The following is an 18,931-nucleotide window of genomic DNA, read 5'->3' as shown; positions in this document are numbered from 1 at the left end:
CTTTAGCCGTGCAGGCCAAGCTCATTGGCGGTCTTCCAGATCCGCCAGTGATCATGGGGCATGTTGGTATGCCGCAGACCAAAGGCCCGGAACGCATCCTGCACCGCGTTGGAGAAGCATGGCACCCCGCCCACATGCGGACTTTCGCCCACGCCCTTCGCACCGATGGGATGATGTGGCGACGGCGTGACGGTGTAGTCGGTCTCGTAATTCGGAACCTCCCATGCCGTCGGCAGGAAGAAATCCATCAGCGTGCCCGTCTTCACGTTGCCCTGATCGTCATAGGCGATTTCCTGGCCCAAAGCGACGGCGAGTGCTTCGGTCAGGCCGCCATGCACCTGTCCTTCGATGATCATCGGGTTGATCCGGGTACCGCAATCGTCCAGAGCGTAGAAGCGGCGGATGTCTGGCACGCCTGTATCCACATCAATATCCATCACGCAAACATAGGCACCGAACGGATAAGTCATGTTCGGCGGGTCATAGTAGCTAACCGCTTCAAGCCCTGGCTCAATCCCTGGAATGGCCTGATTGTAGGCGGCGAATGCGATTTCTTTCATGGTCTTGAACCGCTCGGGCGCTCCTTTGACCACGAAACGGTCGACGTCGAACTCGACGTCATCGTCATGCACTTCCAACAGATAGGCCGCGATCATTTGCGCCTTGGCGCGGATCTTGCGGCCAGCCATGGCCGTAGCCGCCCCGGCAACCGGGGTCGAGCGCGAGCCGTAGGTGCCCAGACCATAGGGCGCGGTATCGGTGTCGCCCTCTTCGATGGTGATGCTATCGGCAGGTAATCCGATCTCGGAGGCCAGTATCTGTGCGAATGTCGTCGCGTGGCCTTGCCCCTGCGAAATCGTTCCAAGCCGTGCAATTGCAGAGCCCGTGGGATGGATGCGAATTTCGCAGCTATCGAACATGCCGAGACCCAGGATATCGCAATTCTTCACTGGGCCAGCACCCACTATCTCAGTGAAGAAACTGAGACCGATTCCCATAAGCTTGCGCGTTTCGCCCCGTTTGAACGCCTCTACACGCTCGGCCTGTTCCTTGCGCAATCCCTCGTAGTCGACGGTGCTGAGCGCTTTGTCCCAGGCAGTGTGATAATCGCCAGAGTCATATTCCCAGCCAAGCGCAGCCTGATAGGGGAATTGCTCTTTCTTGATGAAGTTGATCCGGCGCAAATCTGCCGCGTCCATGTTCAACTCGATCGCCAGCACCTCGATCATCCGTTCGATGAAATAAACCGCCTCTGTCACGCGGAAGGAACAACGGTAGCTGACCCCGCCCGGCGCTTTGTTGGTGTAGACGCCATCAACCTCAAGGAATGCAGTCGGGATGTCGTAAGATCCGGTGCAGATATTCATGAAACCCGCCGGGAATTTGGTTGGGTCGGCGCAGGCGTCAAATCCACCATGGTCCGCTGTCACATGGCAATGCAACCCGGTGATCTTGCCGTCCCTGGTGGCAGAAATGCGGCCCTTCATCCAATAGTCGCGGGCAAAGGCGGTGGTCATCAGATTGTCCATCCGGTCTTCGATCCACTTTACCGGTTTTCCGGTGACGATGGAGGCGACGACCGAACACACATAGCCCGGATAGGCCCCAACTTTATTTCCAAATCCGCCGCCAATATCGGGAGAGATCACACGGATATTGTGTTCCTCGATCCCGGAAATCAGGCTGACCACAGTGCGGATAGCATGAGGCGCCTGGAACGTGCCCCAAAGAGTCAGCTTGCCATTGACCTTGTCCATTGAGGCGACACAGCCGCAGGTTTCCAGTGGGCATGGGTGCGTACGGTGGTAATACATGGTCTCTTCGGCAACGACCTCGGCATTGTCGATTGTCTCGAATGTTGGATCCTTGTCGCCCGCTTCCCACGTGAAGATGTGGTTGTGATGCTTTCGAGGACCATGTGCTCCATCGATTGGTTTGCCATCCTCGCCCACGGTGTCTTCACGCAGAACTATCTCTGATTCCATCGCCTTGAACGGATCGACCAGAACCTCAAGCTCTTCGTATTCGACCTCGACGGCCTCGATTCCATCTGCCGCCGCATAGCGGTCTTCGGCCACCACAAACGCCACTTCCTGGCCTTGAAACAGAACCTTGCCATCGGCCAGAACCATTTGCTTGTCGCCGGCCAGCGTCGGCATCCAATGGAGGCCGAGCGGTTCAAGGTCCTTGGCGGTCAGCACAGCGAGAACGCCGGGCACTTCAAGCGCTGCCGCCGTATCGATGTTGGTGATCCGTGCGTGAGCGTAGGGAGAGCGGACGAAATCTCCAAAGAGCATCCCGTCAAGCTTCACGTCATCGACGTAGTTGCCCTTGCCTTGAGTAAAGCGGGCATCTTCGACCCTTTTGCGCGAACAGCCCATGCCCTTGAGGTTCGCGGTGCGTTCCTCACGATCTGGTGTCATGTCATTCATTGGGCCGCCTCCTTGGCTGCATTCATTTCGGCCGCTGCGGCTTTGATGGACTTCACGATGTTCTGATACCCGGTACAGCGGCAGATATTACCTGCCATGCCAAAACGGATCTCTTCCTCGGACGGGTTCGGGTTCTCTTCGAGCAACTTTGCCGCACGTGTGATCATGCCCGGAGTGCAGTAGCCGCATTGCAGCCCGTGATGTTCCTTAAACGCCTCTTGCAGCGGGTGCAGCGCGTCAGGCCCACCGATGCCTTCGATGGTTGTGATATCCTTGCCATCGGCCTGCGCCACGAACATGGTGCAGGACTTGACTGATTTGCCATCAATGGTGACGGTGCAAGCGCCACAATGGGAAGTCTCGCAGCCAATATGCGGGCCGGTGATGTTGAGCCGCTCGCGCAGCGTGTAGATGAGAAGCTCGCGTGGCTCGGCAAGGAATTCCTCTTCCTTGCCGTTCACCGTGATCTTGTAGTGTTGTTTCTTTGACATCGGACGATCTCCTCACGCACGCGACCAAGCGCGCTCAATGGCGCGGGTCAGAATGATACCTGCCACGTGTTTCTTGAAAGCGACGGGGCCGCGGTTGTCCTCGGTGGGGTCAATATCACCGAGCATGGCGGCCACAGCGGTCTTAATGGCATTTGCATCGACGCCGGTGCCAACCAGAGCGGCCCCAGCCGCCTCGGAAAAGACCGGTGTGTCGCTCAGATTGGTCATTGCAATCGAGGCGGAGGCACAGGTGCCACCATCTTTCACGATCTGGACTGCAGCAGCAGCGGTAGCATAATCGCCAATCTTGCGCTTTTGTTTTTCATAGGCGTAACCGCCATGCGGCGTTGGGATGGTGACTGCCGTCAACACTTCTTCGTCTTCCCGAGCAGTCATGTAGGCGGCTTCGTAAAACTCGCGGGCAGCGATGTCGCGTTCCCCGTCAGGACCCTCGACAGTAAAGCGCGCATTCAGGCACTGCATCAGGCCGGGCATGTCATTGCCGGGGTCGCCATTGGCCACGTTGCCACCAACTGTCCCCATGTATCGGACTTGCGGGTCTGCGATCTGAAGGGCAGCTTCGCGCAGAATCGGAGCGGCCTCAGCCAGTGCGTCGTGATCAATAATCGCGTGCTGGGTGACCATCGCACCGATGCGGATACTGTCACTTCCGATCTCGATATCAGACATGCCGCCAACATCCTGAAGATCGATCAGATGCGGCACATCCGCCATCCGCAGCTTCATCATCGGAATCAGGCTGTGCCCACCGGCCATGACGCGGGCATCATCGCCATGCTCTTCCAGGATCGACAGCACACCGGCCATGTCCTTGGGTCTGTAGTATTCGAATGCCGCTGGAATCATCGGCTCTCCTCCCTTCAAGCAAATGTTCTGGCTGAAAGGATCACTGCATGCGCTTGGATGGCGACGCTTCAGTAAATCAACAAAAAACAGGTATTTTGCACGAAATGCGCCCTAGGTCGCACGAATTGCGCCCACCTGCGATGCAAGCGCATCCTGAACCGTCTTGAGTTTGGATCGACTGACCGGCGCGGGTGGCAAACCATCCCCGTCGAACAGGCATCGGCCCTTATCCTTGGTACGCTCAAACCGCGCCACGCGCTGAGGATTGACAAGGTAGCTGCGGTGGGTCTGGAGAAATCCGGTGGGCACCAATCGCTTGGCGGCCTCGGTCACTGGCCAGACACAAAACAACCGATCCGTTTCGGTGTAAACTTGGGTGTAGTGCCCATCCGCGCGCAAAAACAGAACATCTTCGGCAGAGATGAAGACCTTTCCTCCATCCCGTTCGCAAGGAATTTGCAGCAATGGTTTTACATCCGCGGTCGCTTCTGTTGGCTCCGGGTCTTTCCTCGAAGGTCCTGGCAGGTAGGTCACGCTGACCCACAAGCAAGCACCAAATATGATGAAACTGAACAGGATTACGCCAATGGCCAGCGTCTCATTGCTCATCAACGGGCCAAACTCAACCCCACTTGGCACCGCGACGAAACGGGTGCTCGCCAGAGCAAGAAAATGAACGGTGCAAACCGCCGCTGCAAAACACAAAGTGCCCAGCAAAATGTTTCTGTTTGTTCGCTGCCCGTAGGCAATCGCGAAAGCCAGCATACAAAGCGCTATTGCAGCAATCGAGGACAAGATGACGCCACTGGGCGTATACACTGCCCGGCAAAGCTCCAAGCCAGCCATGCCAATATAGTGCATCGCCAAGATGCCCAACCCAACAACGCCTCCTGCCATCGCAATCGTGGCGCGGTTGCGTTCGGTGAAATGCAACAGAATAAGCGCAGCTCCGACGAGCAGGATCGCGACAAGCGCAGACACAAGTGTGATTGCAGCGTCGTAATAGAACAGGATCGGCATCTGAAGCCCGAGCATGGCCACGAAGTGCATGGCCCAGATTCCACCGCCAAGCGAAACAGCTGCAAGAGCCACCGAGGCCTTCTTTTCAAAGACCGGCTTCGTCGAAAGATCTCGCGTCATCGACAATCCTGTAAACCCTGCCACGAAGGCAACAATGCAGGACATGGCGACGAGGAAACTGTTGTGGCTGACGTCGAGAAACTCCATTGTCGCAAATTGGCTAAAAAGTATGCGTTTGGCAAATGGATCAACGATGTCGGACGTTCAAAGAGCGGTTACACATTAGGCGATGCCCAGCTCCGAAGCATTCGTGCCGAGGTGGCTAGCACGCTGCTATTCGGCGACTTTGAGGCCAAATCCGCCGTTCACATTGATTGGGTGAAAACCAAAATTTAAGGCTAATGAAGGTCTGCTCGGCCCCTCCCGCCGTCATCATTTGATGTTTAATTTGTGACTTCCAAAAGCTGTTTGGTGGAATGGCTAGAGATGCCTTTGGACCGCTCTAAAAACTTGCCAGTCTTCGGATAAGCCCTTCAGTTCTTTTGTTCCAATACTTTCGAAGTCCAAACCGGACCCGGCCACCAGATCTTTTACTGTTCTGGAAACGACGATGTCGCCGCCTCTGCCCAATTCAGAGATACGCGCTGCAATGTTAACGGCAATTCCGCGCACATAATGCAAAGAAACTTCGACTTCGCCTGTGTGAACCCCTATGCGAACTTCCAGATTCAGCTTGGAAATGGCATCGCCAATCGCCTTGCCACGATGGATCGCCTGGCCGGGTCCGTCAAACGTAGCGAGAAAGCCATCGCCATTTACTTGGTAGGCAATGTGCACCTCATCACTGTGCCTCCTTAGGACAACCCTATTGGCAAAGAAAGGCTATGAGGCACGCTTGGTTCAATCAATATCTTTTCAATCAGTAGTGAAGGCCAGAAGGCCAGCCCGTTAACCGATGGTTCGATCCTTATAGCAATCGATTATCCACAATTGTGCTTATGGTTTCGCTTTTTGTGCTAGCGTTGGGCAGTTGCGAGCACGCGCGTTTGAGTATGCTGACGAAAGTGGGAGTGTGGAGATGCTGGTTGACCGATATGGACTGACGCTGACGACCGGCCTGCCAGAGGCGCGGGACGCCTATGTCGCGGGGCTTGATCACATCCTTGCAGCAACGTTTGGTGCAAGCGAAGCTTTTTTCGCCGCCATCACGGCCGATCCCGGCTTCGCCCTCGGTCACGTTGGGCTTGCTCGAGCTCGAATGTATGAAAACGATATGTCTGGCGCTCAAGAGGCAATGGCGTCGGCCCGCGCCTGCGCATCTGGGTTGACTGAGCGCGAGGAGGGTCATCTTGCGGTATTCGATCTCTTGCTTCAGGGACGTGTTTCACAGGCACGAAGCGCAGTTCTGAAGCACGCTGCTCATCACCCCCACGATGTCCTTGTCGCGCAGATCTGTACCAACATTTTCGGTTTGATTGGAACATCGGGTGAGCCTGGTCGGGAAAGCACGCAACTTGCCTACACGACCAAATTATTTGATGCCTTGGGCGAAGACTGGTGGGTTATGAGCGTACACGGTCAGGCGCTGTGCGAAGTTGGGCGGCTTGATGAGGCCATGTCCATGATGGACGGCTCGCTCGCTTTGAACAACGCCAATGCAAACGCGTCACACTTCAAAGCGCACACACTCTACGAGCAAGGTTATGGAGAGGCCGGTCGCGCATACCTTGCCGACTGGATCGCGGATTATGATGTGCGCTCGGTATTGCACGGCCACTTAAGTTGGCATCGCGCTCTGTGGGCCTTGGAGCAAGGGGATGAGGCTGAGCTATGGACGATTTACGAGGGAGCTATCGCACCCGCAGCGTCCTATTCGTTGCCGATAAATGTTCTAACCGATGCTGCTGCACTTTTGCACCGCACTGAAATTGCGGGTCTAACAGTTGCGCCCAAACTTTGGCGCGACCTGAGCGAATACGCATCACGGTTTTTTCCAAACCCAGGCATGAGTTTTGCGGACATACATGGCGCGCTGGCACATGCAATGGCAGGGGAAGGAGAACGCCTTGCGGTTCTGACCGAAACAAGCTTGGGTTTTGCGGCAGATCTTGTTCGCCCGGTGGCCCGTGCGTGGGGCGCGATTGCGCGACAAGATTGGACGGATGCGCTGCAACAGCTGACTCCGGTCATGGCAGATCACGCTCGTCTGGGTGGCAGCCGCGCACAGCGTGACCTTTTGGAGCTGACTTACCTGAATCTGCTATTGAAATCCGGCCATATTCAAGAAGCTCATCGAACGATTACAGCGCGACGCCCGATCTTCAGTCATAATGCGCCCGTTGCAGGCTTTGTCTGAATTCACAAAGCTCTAGTTTATCAGCTCTTCTTACCCCTCCTTTAGCTAGGCTGCGCACGACCGGAATGGACTGGTTACTTCCTGATTACAAATCCCGTATCACGCCATTTATGGTATGCAAGCCTGATCAATCGCTCTGCAACCTGGTCGTAATTTCTGACAGGCGAGACCAGGATTGTAAGGTGACGGGCAAAGCAAGTGCGGCTTCCGCAAACTCCCACGAATAGCTGATAATCGAAAATATCATGCCCGGTGTCGCATCCAGGTTTTGGGTCGCGAACCACAGGTTGAATAGGAGCAGACCTATTAACAGAATGAAGATTACGCCATACAGAACGGCTTCGGTATCCGAGAGCTTTACTTCGAACCGGCGCAGTTTACTCAGGTGGACGAAAACCGGACGGTCACGTCGTTGTTCCAGAACACTGACCTGATGCTCCATTTGCTCATTCAGCGCACGGTTCCATTGCCAAAACGTCGAATGAAACAGAGCGTATACAGATATCATTCCGACAAGAACCCCACAGGCAGACAGGGCCAGAACTGGCGAGAAGTAAAACAGCAAAATTGCTGATACGACGAACTGCACCACCCCCGCGATTGCCGAAGGCAGGATCTCTTCAAGAAAGTCGGCCAGTTCGCGCCCCATGCCGATCCGGGCGTTCAGCGACGAAATTGGAAGATTTGAAAACCGCGCGGCAAGCGCCTTGCCCAATTCGACACGGATCATACCGTAGACACGTGTATCGTAAATCCGCCGGATCACGCTGATCATAGTGAGGGCAACCATGAGCGCACCTAACTGCACAAAGGGCTCAAAATCTTCGCTCAGCAATCCATCTATGGCGAAGCCGACGAACAGCGGAATCAAAACTGTCAGGGCAGTTTCAGCCAGGATCAGGAACCACGTAAGCCCTACGCGCCAGCGGAACACACTCAGAAGCGTGCCGATTGTCAGTTTTCGATCTGTCAGCATGGCGAATTACTGATCATAGTGAATGCGAACACGCACATCGCCCGGCCAGACCGAGGCAGCCTTGAAATCCGGCTCGTCCTGAGGGTCTGAGGCACCTGTTGAACCCGGCCCCTCCAACAGTTTTGTCTCAGTCATGTTCAGGTCATCGTCCTTGTTTTCGTCATGAAACAACAGCACAGCGTATGGGCCCGCGTTCAGGTCAGAAAACTCATGGCTGACGCTGCCTTTACGTGACGGAATCTGGGCGTAGTCAATGGCGCTCCAGACATCCAAACTGTCAAAGGCGTGCGCGTTATCGAATACAAGGATCACGATGTTGCCCTTGGCGTTGCGGATGCCGTCCACAGTCACATTCAGACCCTCGGCGGAGGCCGGAGTCGCAAGCGTTACCACGGCGAATGCAGGGGCTAGAAGGTTCCGTATCATGGCTTTGTCCTTTCTTCAGAAGGCTGCGGAAGGGGTGACTTGAAAATGGCAATGACATCCTCGGTGATGGCGATCAGTACCGGCACCAGCAGCAGCATGAGGGCTGTGCCAAAGAGTTCTCCAAAAGCTAAAGAGATTGCCGCAGGGATCAGATACTGCGCTTGCTCAGAGGTTTCGGTCAGCAAAGGCAGCAGACCAATCACAGTAGTTGCGGTGGTCAGAAAGATCGCCTTGAAACGTCCAATACCTGCGCTTCTCAGCGCCAGATTCACGGGCTGACCTTCCTCTCGCGCCTGATTGTAGCGGGTGATCATGACCAGACTGTCGTTCACAATCACACCGGTCAGAGCAAGCATGCCGAAGAACGAAAACAGCGACAGCGAGACACCCATGATCAGGTGCCCGACGGCGGCTGCGATAAAGCCGAATGGCACGATGGCCAGAATGACGAAAGGCTGCCAATAGCTTTTCAACGGCACGGCCATCAGCACATAGATCAGAATGGCTGCCAGCAACAGCGCGCGCTTCAGGCCATCGCTTATATCGGCCATTTCTTCCAGTTCACCGGCCGGCAGGACGGTTACGCTGGGATATTTGGCACGGAGTTTCGGGACCAGCTGCTCGAACACCGCCTGCCCCACCTCTTCGGGAGCAACAAGGTCGCGGTCGATGGACGCTGCTACGATGTTCATGCGCTTGCCGTCACGGCGATCGATAGTGCCAGAGGCATAGGTGCCCTCGATTTCGGCGACGGTCTCAAGCGGCACCCAAGCGCCGGATGCGCTGCGCAACCGGGTCTGCACCAGATCCGCCAACGTATCGCGGTTTTCACGCGCGTTCTGTACGACTACGCGGACTTCGGACCCATCGCGTCTGACCTTGGTCACCTCGGCCCCGCCGAACCCATAGCCAATCTGTCTGGCCAGAGCCTCGGCGTTAAAACCAAGGTGCCGCGCGTCCGGGCGCAGGCGGAGTTTCAGTTCAGGTTGGCCGCCCACCAACCCATCCCTTACATTTGCCACGCCCTCGATGTTCGACAGGAAACCTTTCATTTCGGCGCTGGCTTGCTGCAGAAGGTCTTCGTCTTTTGACGCCAACCGGATTCGGAACCCTCCGGCAAGCGTTTCCGATCCGGTGAACTCCAACTCGGTGGCACCCTCGACCGCACCGACCCGGTCGCGCCATTCGCGGACCACGGAAAGGATCGGGACATTCGGACGCTCAGCTACCGGGATCATTTCAGCGAAAATTTGGGCATTTCCAGCGCTGTTGATGATGGTGAATACTGTCTGAACGGGTGGAGCAGACATACTCGCCTCTTCTGCAAGCTCGACGTTCAGCTCGTTCAACACGGCTTCGATCCGATTCACGTTCGTGCGGGTCAGTGCAAAGGGGGCGCGGGCATCCATTTCCAGGTTCATCGTGATGACCTGACCGGGCACCTCGGGAAAGAACACCGTCCTGACCTTGCCCTTGTACATCAGGCCAAGCCCCAGCGTTGCGGCGGCAATGAACAAGATCAGCACAGCGTAGCGCTGACGCACCGCCGCGACGAGCAAAGGCTGGTAGATGCAATCCCGCACCCAGTACAACCCGCCCTGCGCAGAATCCTGTACCCGCCCCCACAAGCGGGTCGGCAAGTATCGACGCTCTTGCCGCATCGAAACCTGCGCCAGATGGGCGGGCAGGATGAATTTGCTTTCGATAAGCGAAAAGATCAGCGTCAGGATCACGATGCCCGCGAACCCGGCAAGTACCTTGCCCAGCGGATTGTCGATCAACAGCATCGGGAAAAAGGCTGCGATTGTGGTCAGCACGCCAAAAACGGTCGCAACAGCCACGCGATGTACGCCGCGTTCCGTGTCCCTAATCGGGTCCTTCCCCTTGCGGCGTTCTTCAAAAACGCTTTCGCCGACTACAACGGCATCATCGACCAGAATTCCCAAGGCAATGATCAGACCAAAAGTCGTGACATCGTTCAGCGAATAGTCCACCCATTTCGAGCCCGAGACAGCAAGCGCCCCCATGACCGAAACGGGAATGCCCATGGCAACCCAGAAGGCCAAACGCACGTTCAGGAAAATCGACAGCATCAGGGTCACAAGGATCAAACCCTGCACCCCGTTTGAGCGCAACAGCGCCAGACGGTCCGAGATGTAGCCAGCGCTATCACCCCAAACCTCGACCTGTACCTGCGACGGCAGCTGTCGGCTGAACTCGTCAACCGTGCTGCGCACGACATCACTGATCTCCAGCAGGTTTTCCTTCTGCCCGACCAGAACCTCCATCCCTACGGTTGGTTTGCCGTTCAGGCGAAACAGGTACTCGCCGTCCTGAAACCCGTCTTCGATTTTAGCAATATCGCCCAAAGGCACATAGGACCCGTCGTCACGTTCGATGATCGGCAGAGCTGCGTATTCCGGCACGTATTTCGCCCTGTCATCGGCACGCAGATAAATCGTACCGCCATCAGTCCTCAGACGACCTGCCTGAAAGGCCAGCGAATTCCCTTCGATGGCGCGGGTCACATCCGAAACCGTCAACCCATAGTGGCGCAGCAACGCCGGGTCGATTTCGATGCGCAATTCCCGCGGTATCAGGCCCCAGATTTGCAACCGCGACAATTCCGGTTGCGCCAGCAACTCTTCTTTCAGGCGTTGCGCCAAGCTCTGTAATGTGGCGGGGTCTGTTTCTCCGAACAAGTTCAGATACAGCGCCGGGAAATCGAAACCCGAGGCTTCGATCACGGGTCGGCGCGCAGTATCAGGCAGATCAGTCAAGCCGTCGATCCGAATACGGACACGATCCAGGACGGCTTGTAGTTTCTGGCCACCTGCGCGGCGGACAGTCACGACACTTAGGTCATTCTGGGATTGTGAGATCACACTACGCACGCCTTCCAAACCTTCGAGGGCCTGCTCAACTTTCTGGGTCACCAATTCATCAACCTGTTCGGCTGTGGCGTCCGGAAACTCGATCGCGATTGTAACACTTTCCGGCGGAATGCGGGGGAAGCCTTCGATCCGAATGTTCAGCAGCGTTTGCACCCCAAGAAATAGGATCAGTGCCATCATCAGATTGGCAGCGACCGGATTTCGGATAAACCAGGATGTCAGAGCGTGCATGGCTCAGCCTCCATCTGATTGCGGCGTCACTCGCTGACCCGGTAGAAACGAGGCCAAAGGTGTTTTGGCCACGCGCCACGGGCCGGTCCCTTCGGGAGCCGATACCGTCACTGTACTTTCGCTGCGGAACAGGATGTTCGGGCTAAGCCTCAGCAATTGGTCCTTATCGTCTACAATCCAAATGTATCCCGCACGGGTCAGGACGCTTTCGGGTAGGGTTAATGTGTCCGAGATCCGGCGTCCGGGAATGTGAACCTGCAGGAAGTCTCCGGCGAGTATGCGTTCATCGGGCTTTGTGACATCCAGAAAGACCCGCACCTGCCGTGTGTCTTGATCCAGAAACCCTCCTCCACGCCGGACTTGAGCCCACCCCAACGCTCCGCCCGAGCGCTGTGTCAGATCAGCAGTGGCGCCAGAGATCGGATGATCCAACAACGCCCAGTCCGCCTGACTAAACTCGGCGACCAGTTCGAATTGCTGGTCGTCCGAAAGGTGTATCAGGGCATCGCCTGGGTTGACCGTCTGGCCCAGGCTGGCAAAGCGATGGGTTACAAATCCCGAAAAAGGGGCGACAACCTCCGCGTCCTTCAGTTCATTTCGCGTCGCATTCAGCCGTGCCTGCGCAGCTGCAACGGATTTCTCGGCAATGCGCAATTGCGGCAGATTCACAGCCAGTTCGTTTGGCGGTTCTGTTTCATCCCGGTCAAACTGTCGTTGCGCGACTGTCACTTTGTTCTGCGCGCGCAATAACGCCAGTTCCGCTTGCTCAAGCTCCATCTCAGCGGCTGCAACGGCGCTTTGATAAGGTGCATTTTCGATTGAAAACAAAGGGGCACCCCGTTCCACCTTAGTCCCTGCCAAAGCGGCGTTGTGCACTGCAATGATGCGCCCGGACACAGCAGATCGCAGCTTGGCATCCCACCGAGGCCGAACTTCGGCAAACGCCGAAACCCGCGCTTGTACGGTTGCTGAAGCAACTGTGACGACCGAGACGGTCGGCGGCGGAGGTGAGGTCGTTGTTGCCTGAACATCAATTGTATCTTCTGTATCAAACAGGAGGATGGCGATCGCTACAAACAGTGCCAACGATGGTCCAATCCAAAGCCACCGCCGGGTCGGTCTTTGCCGAGTTACCAAAGTTTTGTCTGTCATAGACCAGTCTTTCCTGTGCCGCCGAATCCATTGCACCTTGTGGCATTCGATAGAGTGTCATATACTATGAACGATCGTTCGTTCAATATTAAGTTGAAAAAATGTCCGAAGACACCAGGAAGCCGGAATCAATCCGGGAAAAGGCAACAGCCAAGCGTCGCAACCAGATTTTGGAGGCCGCAGTTATGTGTTTCCTTGAGCGCGGCTATCATCAGACAGGCGTCCGCGATATCGCTGCGCGGGCGGGCGTCAGCCTTGGAAATCTCTATAATCATTTTCGCGGCAAACATGATGTGCTTGTAGAAATCGCAATACTTGAACGCCACGAGATGGAGCCGTTTCTGAAAATCCTGAACTCAGATGCGCCCGCGCCCAAAGTCATAAGAAAGTTCATCAAGGCCTACGCAAAATACCTTGCTGCGCCGGAAAACGTTATTTTAACATTGGAAATTTCGAGCGAAGCAGTTCGTCAACCGGACATCGCGCAGCTGTTCGTCGAGAACCGGTCGAGTTTGACTGAGGCCCTGGAAGCTGTAGTGAAGCGAGGAATTACCGGCGGTGAATTGCGCACCGTTCCGGATCCCCTTCAGGCGTCACAACTGGTGATCGAAGTTCTGGAAGGCAGTGCATATCGTAGTGTGCTGTCAGAAATGCCCATGACCGGGATCATTGTGTGCGCTGAAGACTTTATTATGAGTTCCCTGCTGGCACGTCATTAGTACGTAGGTGGCGTGTCGTTTTGGAATTCGTGAATGTCAGCCAAAGGGAGCTGCCTGAGACATTAATGTAGGCAGCAAAGATCGACTTTGAGCCGGCCGAAACGCGGGGGAGGTCAAAGGAAAGCTGGAGTTGCGGTTAGGACTATTGGCTAACGCAATATAATCCGAGGTTCTGTTACCAGACTTCGTTTAGTCACAAGACGAAGAGGTCGCAAAGCGAATGCAGATTCCAACCACCGGCACAGCGCCAGATCGTTTTTGATGCGATTGACGCACTGATCTATTGATACTGTAGGGATCAGGCGATCAGATACGATGGCAGATTTCTCAAGCATCCGCCTTTATCAGGTCGCTTGCCTTTTCGCCAATCATGATCGCTGGTGCGTTGGTGTTGCCGCTAACGATTTCCGGCATGATCGAACAATCAGCCACCCGCAGGTTCGAAATACCGTGTACCTTTAGTCTTGCGTCGACAACAGACGTCTCGGCGTTCCCCATCGCGCAGGTGCCGGTTGGGTGGTAGATCGACACGCTGTTCGATCTGGCCCAATCCAGAGTGCCTTCATAATCTTCGCAGCTCAGCTCTGCCGTTGGTCGAAACTCTTCTGAAATCTTCGAGGCCAGAGGGTTCTGTTTGGCAATCCCGCGCGCGATGTTCACGCCGTCGACAATGGTTCGGCAGTCCGTTTCAGTGGACAGATAGTTCGGGATGATCTTGACATGTTCGGATGGGTCCGGTCCGTTCAGGCGCAGCTCTCCCCGACTTTCCGGACGCAGTTGGCAGACCGACATCGTGAAGGCCGAAAACGGATGCACACCTTCGCCTGGGCTGTCGGCGGACCAGGGTTGCACGTGGAACTGAATGTCGGGCGTCTCAACATCGGGCCGGGTTTTCATGAAACCAGTCGCAAGGCTGGCGGCCATTGTCATCGGACCTGCACGAAATAGTGCGTATTTCAGCGCGATTCGCGCCTGATTGAACAGGCTGCGAACTTCGTCATTCAGTGTGGGCTCATTGCATTTGAACACCAGCCGCGCCTGCAAGTGATCCTGAAGACCTTTGCCAACACCCGGCAGGGCGTGCAGCGGTTTGATACCATTTTCCTTTAGATGATCCGGCTCTCCGATCCCTGACAACATCAGGATTTGGGGAGAGTTGATCGCCCCGCCGGACAGGATGACCTCGCGCCGAACAGTCAGTGTCTGCTCGTTACCAGAACGATCCCGGTAGACCAGCCCGGTTACTTTTTTCCCATCCAGAACCACACGCGACACAAGCGCTTTGGTGATGATGTTGAGGTTCTGACGACCGCGAATGGGCTTGAGATAGGCGACGGCGGCGCTACAGCGGCGCCCATTGCGCGTGGTCAGTTGGAAGTAACCCACGCCTTCTTGCTCGGCCCCGTTATAATCTGGGTTGAACGGGTAACCGGCGGCCTGTGCTGCTGCGACCCAGGCATCGCAGATCGGGCGCTGAATGCGCATGTTGGACACTGACAAGGGGCCATCGACGCCATGATATTCATCCTCGCCGCGTTCTTGATCCTCACAGCGTTTGAACAGGGGTAGCACATCGTCCCAGCCCCAACCCTCGTTGCCCATTTGCCGCCAGCGGTCGTAATCTTCCTTCTGGCCACGCACATAGAGCAACCCGTTCAGCGAAGATGAGCCACCCAGTACCTTGCCCCGTGGCCAGTCGATGGATCGACCGTTAAGGCCGGGGTCTGGCTCAGTGCGATAGCACCAGTCAACCGAGGGGTTATGCATCGTTTTGAAATAGCCGACGGGGATGTGAATCCACGGGTTGGTATCGCGGCCACCTGCTTCGAGCAGCGCAACAGTTGTGTTGGGGTCTGCGCTCAACCGATTGGCAATGACACAGCCCGACGATCCTGCGCCAACAACTGCATAATCCACCTCCATGACCGCCTCCTTCCAAACTCGCTGAAAAAAACTCTATGCAAGATGCAAGAATTATACTAGCCTTTTTTGATACAAAACGTCTCAATAATTGCGATCAGGGAGGTAAGCAATGGAGATCGGACGGAAACTAAGTGGTATTTCACGGCGAGATTTCTTCCGCGTGGCCGGGCGTTACGGCATGAGTTCGACACTGCTGGCGGCAGGCGGGTTCGGCGGCGCGATGAGTCTGGCGAATCTGGCGCAGGCCGCCGAATCCACCTATGAGAAGCGCTTTTCGAAAGAGCCGAAGCACACGCTGAAATTCGGCGCGTCGGGTTTCAACACCCGCAACCTGTTGATTGAGCGCGCCGGCGCAATCGAGTTCGCGCGCGACCTGGAAGAACGCACGGACGGCGAGATTCGCATCGAATTCATCGGCGACAACCAGATCTGCGGCCAGCTGAGCTGTGTCGAAAAGACCCAACAGGGGATCGTCGATATTTATGCCGCCTCAACTCAAAACTCGGCCGGAGGCGCACCTTATCTGAACGTGCTGGACTATGCCTATATGTTCCCCAGCCGCGCGGCGCAGTATCACTTCTTCTATAGCCCGGCGAGCCAGCGCATCCTGCGTGATCCGCTGGAAAAACGGCACGGGTTGAAGTTCCTGTTTACCCATTGTGAGCTACGCGGCCTGCAAATGGGTTCGACCTTTGCCGACAAGCCGACCGTCACCAAACTGGAAGAGTTGTTTGGTACCAAGAACCGCGTGACGGGTACGCAGTTGGGCCGGATTGCAATGCAATTGCTGAATCTGAACCCAGTCCCGGTGGCTTGGGAAGAGACGCTGGATGCGCTTAAGACAGGTCTGATCGATGGGGCGGAAACCTGGGCCTCGGCCGTGGCTTACGCCAACATGGCGCCGGTGGTTTCGCAGTCGGTCAATCTGAAATTTTTCTGCGGCACTGAACATACGTCCATGTCGGCCGAGGTCTTTGACGGTCTGAGTGGAGAATTGCAGGACGCAGTTATGGAATCTTCCTACTTCACTCAAGCGTTGATCCAGGGTGCGAATGAAGCCGCATTGCTGAATACGGTGGGTTTCTCGGAGCCGCAATTGCCGGACACGATCTTCGCCGAAAATGGCGTGCGCCCGGCATTCCTGGCTGACGATCAGATCAAGCTGGCCGAAGAGATGTGCGCCCCGAACTACAACCCAGAGCCTTGGGCCCAGTGGCGCGAACGTCTGAATAAATGGGCAGGCGGCATTGATACCTATCAGGAAATCTACGACATCGCGCGCGAGATTCCGGCCGACACCCTGCCGGAAAATGTCGAACCGCGCCGTTGGTGGAAAGGCGAAGCCTGATAGACTGTTACGAACCGGCCCTGAGCGGGCCGGTTCAACTTTATACCGACTGGGAGGACGGGGTTCATGTCGTTTTGGGCAGACATCGGCGCGATTTTCAGCGCCTTTCTCAGCCAGGATTCGTTCGAGATTCAATCCGCACTGGAATCCGACGCCGCCTGGGTGTTGGGCGCGATTGTCTCAGCGATTGGCGGAATCGTGATCATGTTGATCTATCGGGCGGTGCCATTTGTTGAACGTCATCTGGAACGGTCGGTGATGGTGTATTCCTACCTTGCGATCGCATTAATCATCTTCTGGGGCGTGATCGACCGGTTTGTGTTCAACGATCAGGAACCCTGGTCGACCACCATTCCCCCGCTGCTGTTCATGGTCATGGCGTGGTTTGGGGCGTCGTACAATGTCCGCCTGCGCACACATTTGAGCTTCAGCGAATTCCGCACTGCAATGCCGAGGGCTGGGCAATTGGCTTGCCTGATACTCGACGCAATATTGTGGTTCATCTTTGCGGTGATCGTCATCGTGACCACAACACGGCTGGTGGCATTGTCGGCATCAAACTTTCAGATCGTTCTGGGTACAGATAATATCATGCAGTGGTGGTTCCTTCTGGCCGCACCGCTGTCGTTCTTTCTGATGGTCGGGCGCGTGTTTCAGAACCTTGCCGATGATCTGAACAACTGGAAAACAGGCGAGCCGCTGATCAAGCAGGCCGTGATCGGAGCAGACTGATGACAGACGGAACTATGGTCACACTGATCTCTCTTGCGGTCACCTTTCTGTTCATGCTGGGCGTGCCGGTTTTGCTGGTAATCGGCTATTGGGTCATCGGCTGTTCGTTTGTTCTTGGCCTGACGCTGGACAACATGGGTGCTGAACTTCTGAACGTGTTCAACAAGGGTTTCGCCCTGCTGGCGATGCCGCTTTTCATCCTGACCGGCGACCTGATCAATAAATCGGGCATCGCGCGGCGGCTCAGCGATTTCGCCTATGCCTGTCTGGGCTGGATACGCGGTGGATTAGCGATGGCGTCACTCGGCGCTTGTGGGCTGTTTGCTGCGATCTCGGGGTCGAACTCGGCAACGACAGCCACCATTGGCTCGATGCTGCACCCCGAGATGGTCAAAGGGGGTTATGACGAACGGTTCAGCGCGGCCACGGCGGCGGCAGGCGGCACGGTGGGGATCATCATTCCTCCCTCGATCATCTTCATCGTCTATGGCTTCCTGATGAACCTGCCGATTTCCGAGCTATTCGTGGCGGGTATCCTTCCGGGCGCGCTGATGGTCTTTGGCATGCAGTTCGCCTGCTGGATCATTTGCCGCATGAACGGCTGGGGACATCTGATTCCGCTGCAACTGAACCGGGTGCTGAAAACTGCATTCGGTGCCTGGCTTGGATTCTTTGCCATCGGGCTGGTGCTGTGGGGTATATACACAGGCAAATTCTCACCAACTGAGGCAGCCGGAGTGACGGTCGGCTTCTGCGTTATTGCAGGGTTGGTCAGCTATCCGATCAATCGGATCATGGGCGCGCGGAACGACATCTCACCCACCGAAAAAAGCTATGCCGAGATGTTTGTCGTCGAAGGCTTCACGATCCCCGAGATCCCCTCAATCGTGATCCGCTCGGCCCAGATCACAGGTATCCTCGCACCGCTGATCGCGATTTCTGTGGTGATGCAGCAGATCCTTTCATTGCTTGGCGCTCAGCAAACCATTGGGGATTTCGTAACCTCGATGGGTGGCTACCATGCGGTTCTGTTTACTTCGATGGTGATCGTTTTCTTCTCGGGCATGGTACTCGAAAGCCTGCCTGTCACGATCATCCTGGCCCCGATTCTGGCACCGATTGCGGCCTCGGTCGGGATTGATCCGATCCATTTCTCGGTAATCTTCCTTGTGGGGGCTTCGATTGGCTTCATCACACCCCCCTACGGTCTCAATCTCTACGTGGCATCAGGGGTGACTGGCGTTCCCTACTTCCGTCTGCTTCGGTACACTGTGCCCTATCTAGCAGCGCTGATATCAGTGTGGATTTTGATCTCGCTTGTACCTGATCTGTCCTTGATCCTGCTGCCAAATAACTAGACTGTT

At 55.9% G+C, this 18,931-nt stretch carries 16 protein-coding genes; 6 read left to right on the top strand and 10 right to left on the bottom strand.

The window, feature by feature from the left end; all coding sequences use genetic code 11:
• Positions 1-2: 2 nt before the first annotated feature.
• The 4 genes from ACR0KC_RS12085 to ACR0KC_RS12070 form a co-directional block, all read right to left on the bottom strand.
• The gene (locus tag ACR0KC_RS12085) at positions 3-2,432 is read right to left on the bottom strand and encodes an aerobic carbon-monoxide dehydrogenase large subunit (RefSeq protein WP_480706934.1); all 2,430 of its coding nucleotides are present in this window, start codon (positions 2,430-2,432) and stop codon (positions 3-5) included.
• A complete protein-coding gene (locus tag ACR0KC_RS12080; protein ID WP_170392521.1) occupies positions 2,429-2,923 on the bottom strand; it encodes a (2Fe-2S)-binding protein in 495 nt (164 codons plus the stop codon). The genes ACR0KC_RS12085 and ACR0KC_RS12080 overlap by 4 nt, the downstream gene beginning before the upstream one ends.
• A 12-nt stretch (positions 2,924-2,935) precedes the next feature.
• A complete protein-coding gene (locus ACR0KC_RS12075; protein ID WP_480771902.1) occupies positions 2,936-3,790 on the bottom strand; it encodes an FAD binding domain-containing protein in 855 nt (284 codons plus the stop codon).
• A gap of 111 nt (positions 3,791-3,901) precedes the next feature.
• Entirely contained in the window at positions 3,902-5,017 is a 1,116-nt protein-coding gene (locus tag ACR0KC_RS12070) for an MHYT domain-containing protein (RefSeq protein WP_480567406.1), read from the bottom strand.
• On the opposite strand from ACR0KC_RS12070, the gene ACR0KC_RS12065 reads away from it, so the two are divergent.
• Positions 4,994-5,206 (top strand): hypothetical protein, encoded by a 213-nt coding sequence (locus ACR0KC_RS12065; RefSeq protein WP_170661619.1) that lies wholly within the window; start codon positions 4,994-4,996, stop codon positions 5,204-5,206. The two genes, ACR0KC_RS12070 and ACR0KC_RS12065, sit on opposite strands and share 24 nt — an antisense overlap.
• 84 nt (positions 5,207-5,290) lie before the next feature.
• On the opposite strand, the gene ACR0KC_RS12060 is transcribed toward ACR0KC_RS12065, so the two are convergent.
• A complete protein-coding gene (locus ACR0KC_RS12060) occupies positions 5,291-5,647 on the bottom strand; it encodes an adenylate/guanylate cyclase domain-containing protein (protein ID WP_480771901.1) in 357 nt (118 codons plus the stop codon).
• A gap of 241 nt (positions 5,648-5,888) precedes the next feature.
• Here ACR0KC_RS12060 and ACR0KC_RS12055 point away from each other — a divergent pair, with 241 nt between their 5' ends.
• Positions 5,889-7,166, top strand: coding sequence for a tetratricopeptide repeat protein (locus ACR0KC_RS12055; RefSeq protein ID WP_480706936.1), 1,278 nt, complete (start codon positions 5,889-5,891; stop codon positions 7,164-7,166).
• A 127-nt stretch (positions 7,167-7,293) separates the two neighbouring features.
• Here ACR0KC_RS12055 and ACR0KC_RS12050 read toward each other — a convergent pair whose 3' ends face one another.
• From ACR0KC_RS12050 to ACR0KC_RS12035, 4 genes are read right to left on the bottom strand one after another with little or no spacing between them, the layout of a single operon-like run.
• Entirely contained in the window at positions 7,294-8,142 is an 849-nt protein-coding gene (locus ACR0KC_RS12050) for an ABC transporter six-transmembrane domain-containing protein (protein WP_170512798.1), read from the bottom strand.
• A 6-nt stretch (positions 8,143-8,148) separates the two neighbouring features.
• The gene (locus ACR0KC_RS12045) at positions 8,149-8,568 is read right to left on the bottom strand and encodes a DUF2141 domain-containing protein (RefSeq protein WP_480771900.1); all 420 of its coding nucleotides are present in this window, start codon (positions 8,566-8,568) and stop codon (positions 8,149-8,151) included.
• Positions 8,565-11,693, bottom strand: a complete 3,129-nt coding sequence (locus ACR0KC_RS12040; protein ID WP_480771899.1) for an efflux RND transporter permease subunit — start codon at positions 11,691-11,693, stop codon at positions 8,565-8,567. Before ACR0KC_RS12040 ends, ACR0KC_RS12045 begins: the two co-directional genes overlap by 4 nt.
• A gap of 3 nt (positions 11,694-11,696) precedes the next feature.
• A complete protein-coding gene (locus ACR0KC_RS12035; RefSeq protein ID WP_480796340.1) occupies positions 11,697-12,845 on the bottom strand; it encodes an efflux RND transporter periplasmic adaptor subunit in 1,149 nt (382 codons plus the stop codon).
• A gap of 101 nt (positions 12,846-12,946) precedes the next feature.
• Between ACR0KC_RS12035 and ACR0KC_RS12030 the strand changes: the two genes are divergently transcribed.
• Positions 12,947-13,564: a TetR/AcrR family transcriptional regulator gene (locus ACR0KC_RS12030; RefSeq protein WP_480706940.1), complete on the top strand. Its 618-nt coding sequence runs from the start codon at positions 12,947-12,949 to the stop codon at positions 13,562-13,564.
• Between the two features lie 327 nt (positions 13,565-13,891).
• Here the strand turns inward: ACR0KC_RS12030 and ACR0KC_RS12025 are convergent, their stop codons facing one another.
• Positions 13,892-15,487: a GMC family oxidoreductase N-terminal domain-containing protein gene (locus tag ACR0KC_RS12025; RefSeq protein ID WP_170402106.1), complete on the bottom strand. Its 1,596-nt coding sequence runs from the start codon at positions 15,485-15,487 to the stop codon at positions 13,892-13,894.
• Between the two features lie 109 nt (positions 15,488-15,596).
• Between ACR0KC_RS12025 and ACR0KC_RS12020 the strand changes: the two genes are divergently transcribed.
• The 3 genes from ACR0KC_RS12020 (at position 15,597) to ACR0KC_RS12010 (ending at position 18,925) form a co-directional block, all read left to right on the top strand.
• Positions 15,597-16,835, top strand: a complete 1,239-nt coding sequence (locus tag ACR0KC_RS12020; protein WP_170402109.1) for a TRAP transporter substrate-binding protein — start codon at positions 15,597-15,599, stop codon at positions 16,833-16,835.
• A gap of 66 nt (positions 16,836-16,901) precedes the next feature.
• A complete protein-coding gene (locus tag ACR0KC_RS12015; protein WP_170392533.1) occupies positions 16,902-17,567 on the top strand; it encodes a TRAP transporter small permease in 666 nt (221 codons plus the stop codon).
• Positions 17,567-18,925 (top strand): TRAP transporter large permease, encoded by a 1,359-nt coding sequence (locus ACR0KC_RS12010; protein ID WP_480771897.1) that lies wholly within the window; start codon positions 17,567-17,569, stop codon positions 18,923-18,925. The genes ACR0KC_RS12015 and ACR0KC_RS12010 overlap by 1 nt, the downstream gene beginning before the upstream one ends.
• Positions 18,926-18,931 lie beyond the last annotated feature (6 nt).

The organism is Ruegeria sp. CF3, from assembly GCF_056537365.1.
The sequence above is the reverse complement of the archived record's forward strand: the minus strand, read 5'-3'. Positions and strand labels throughout refer to the sequence as shown.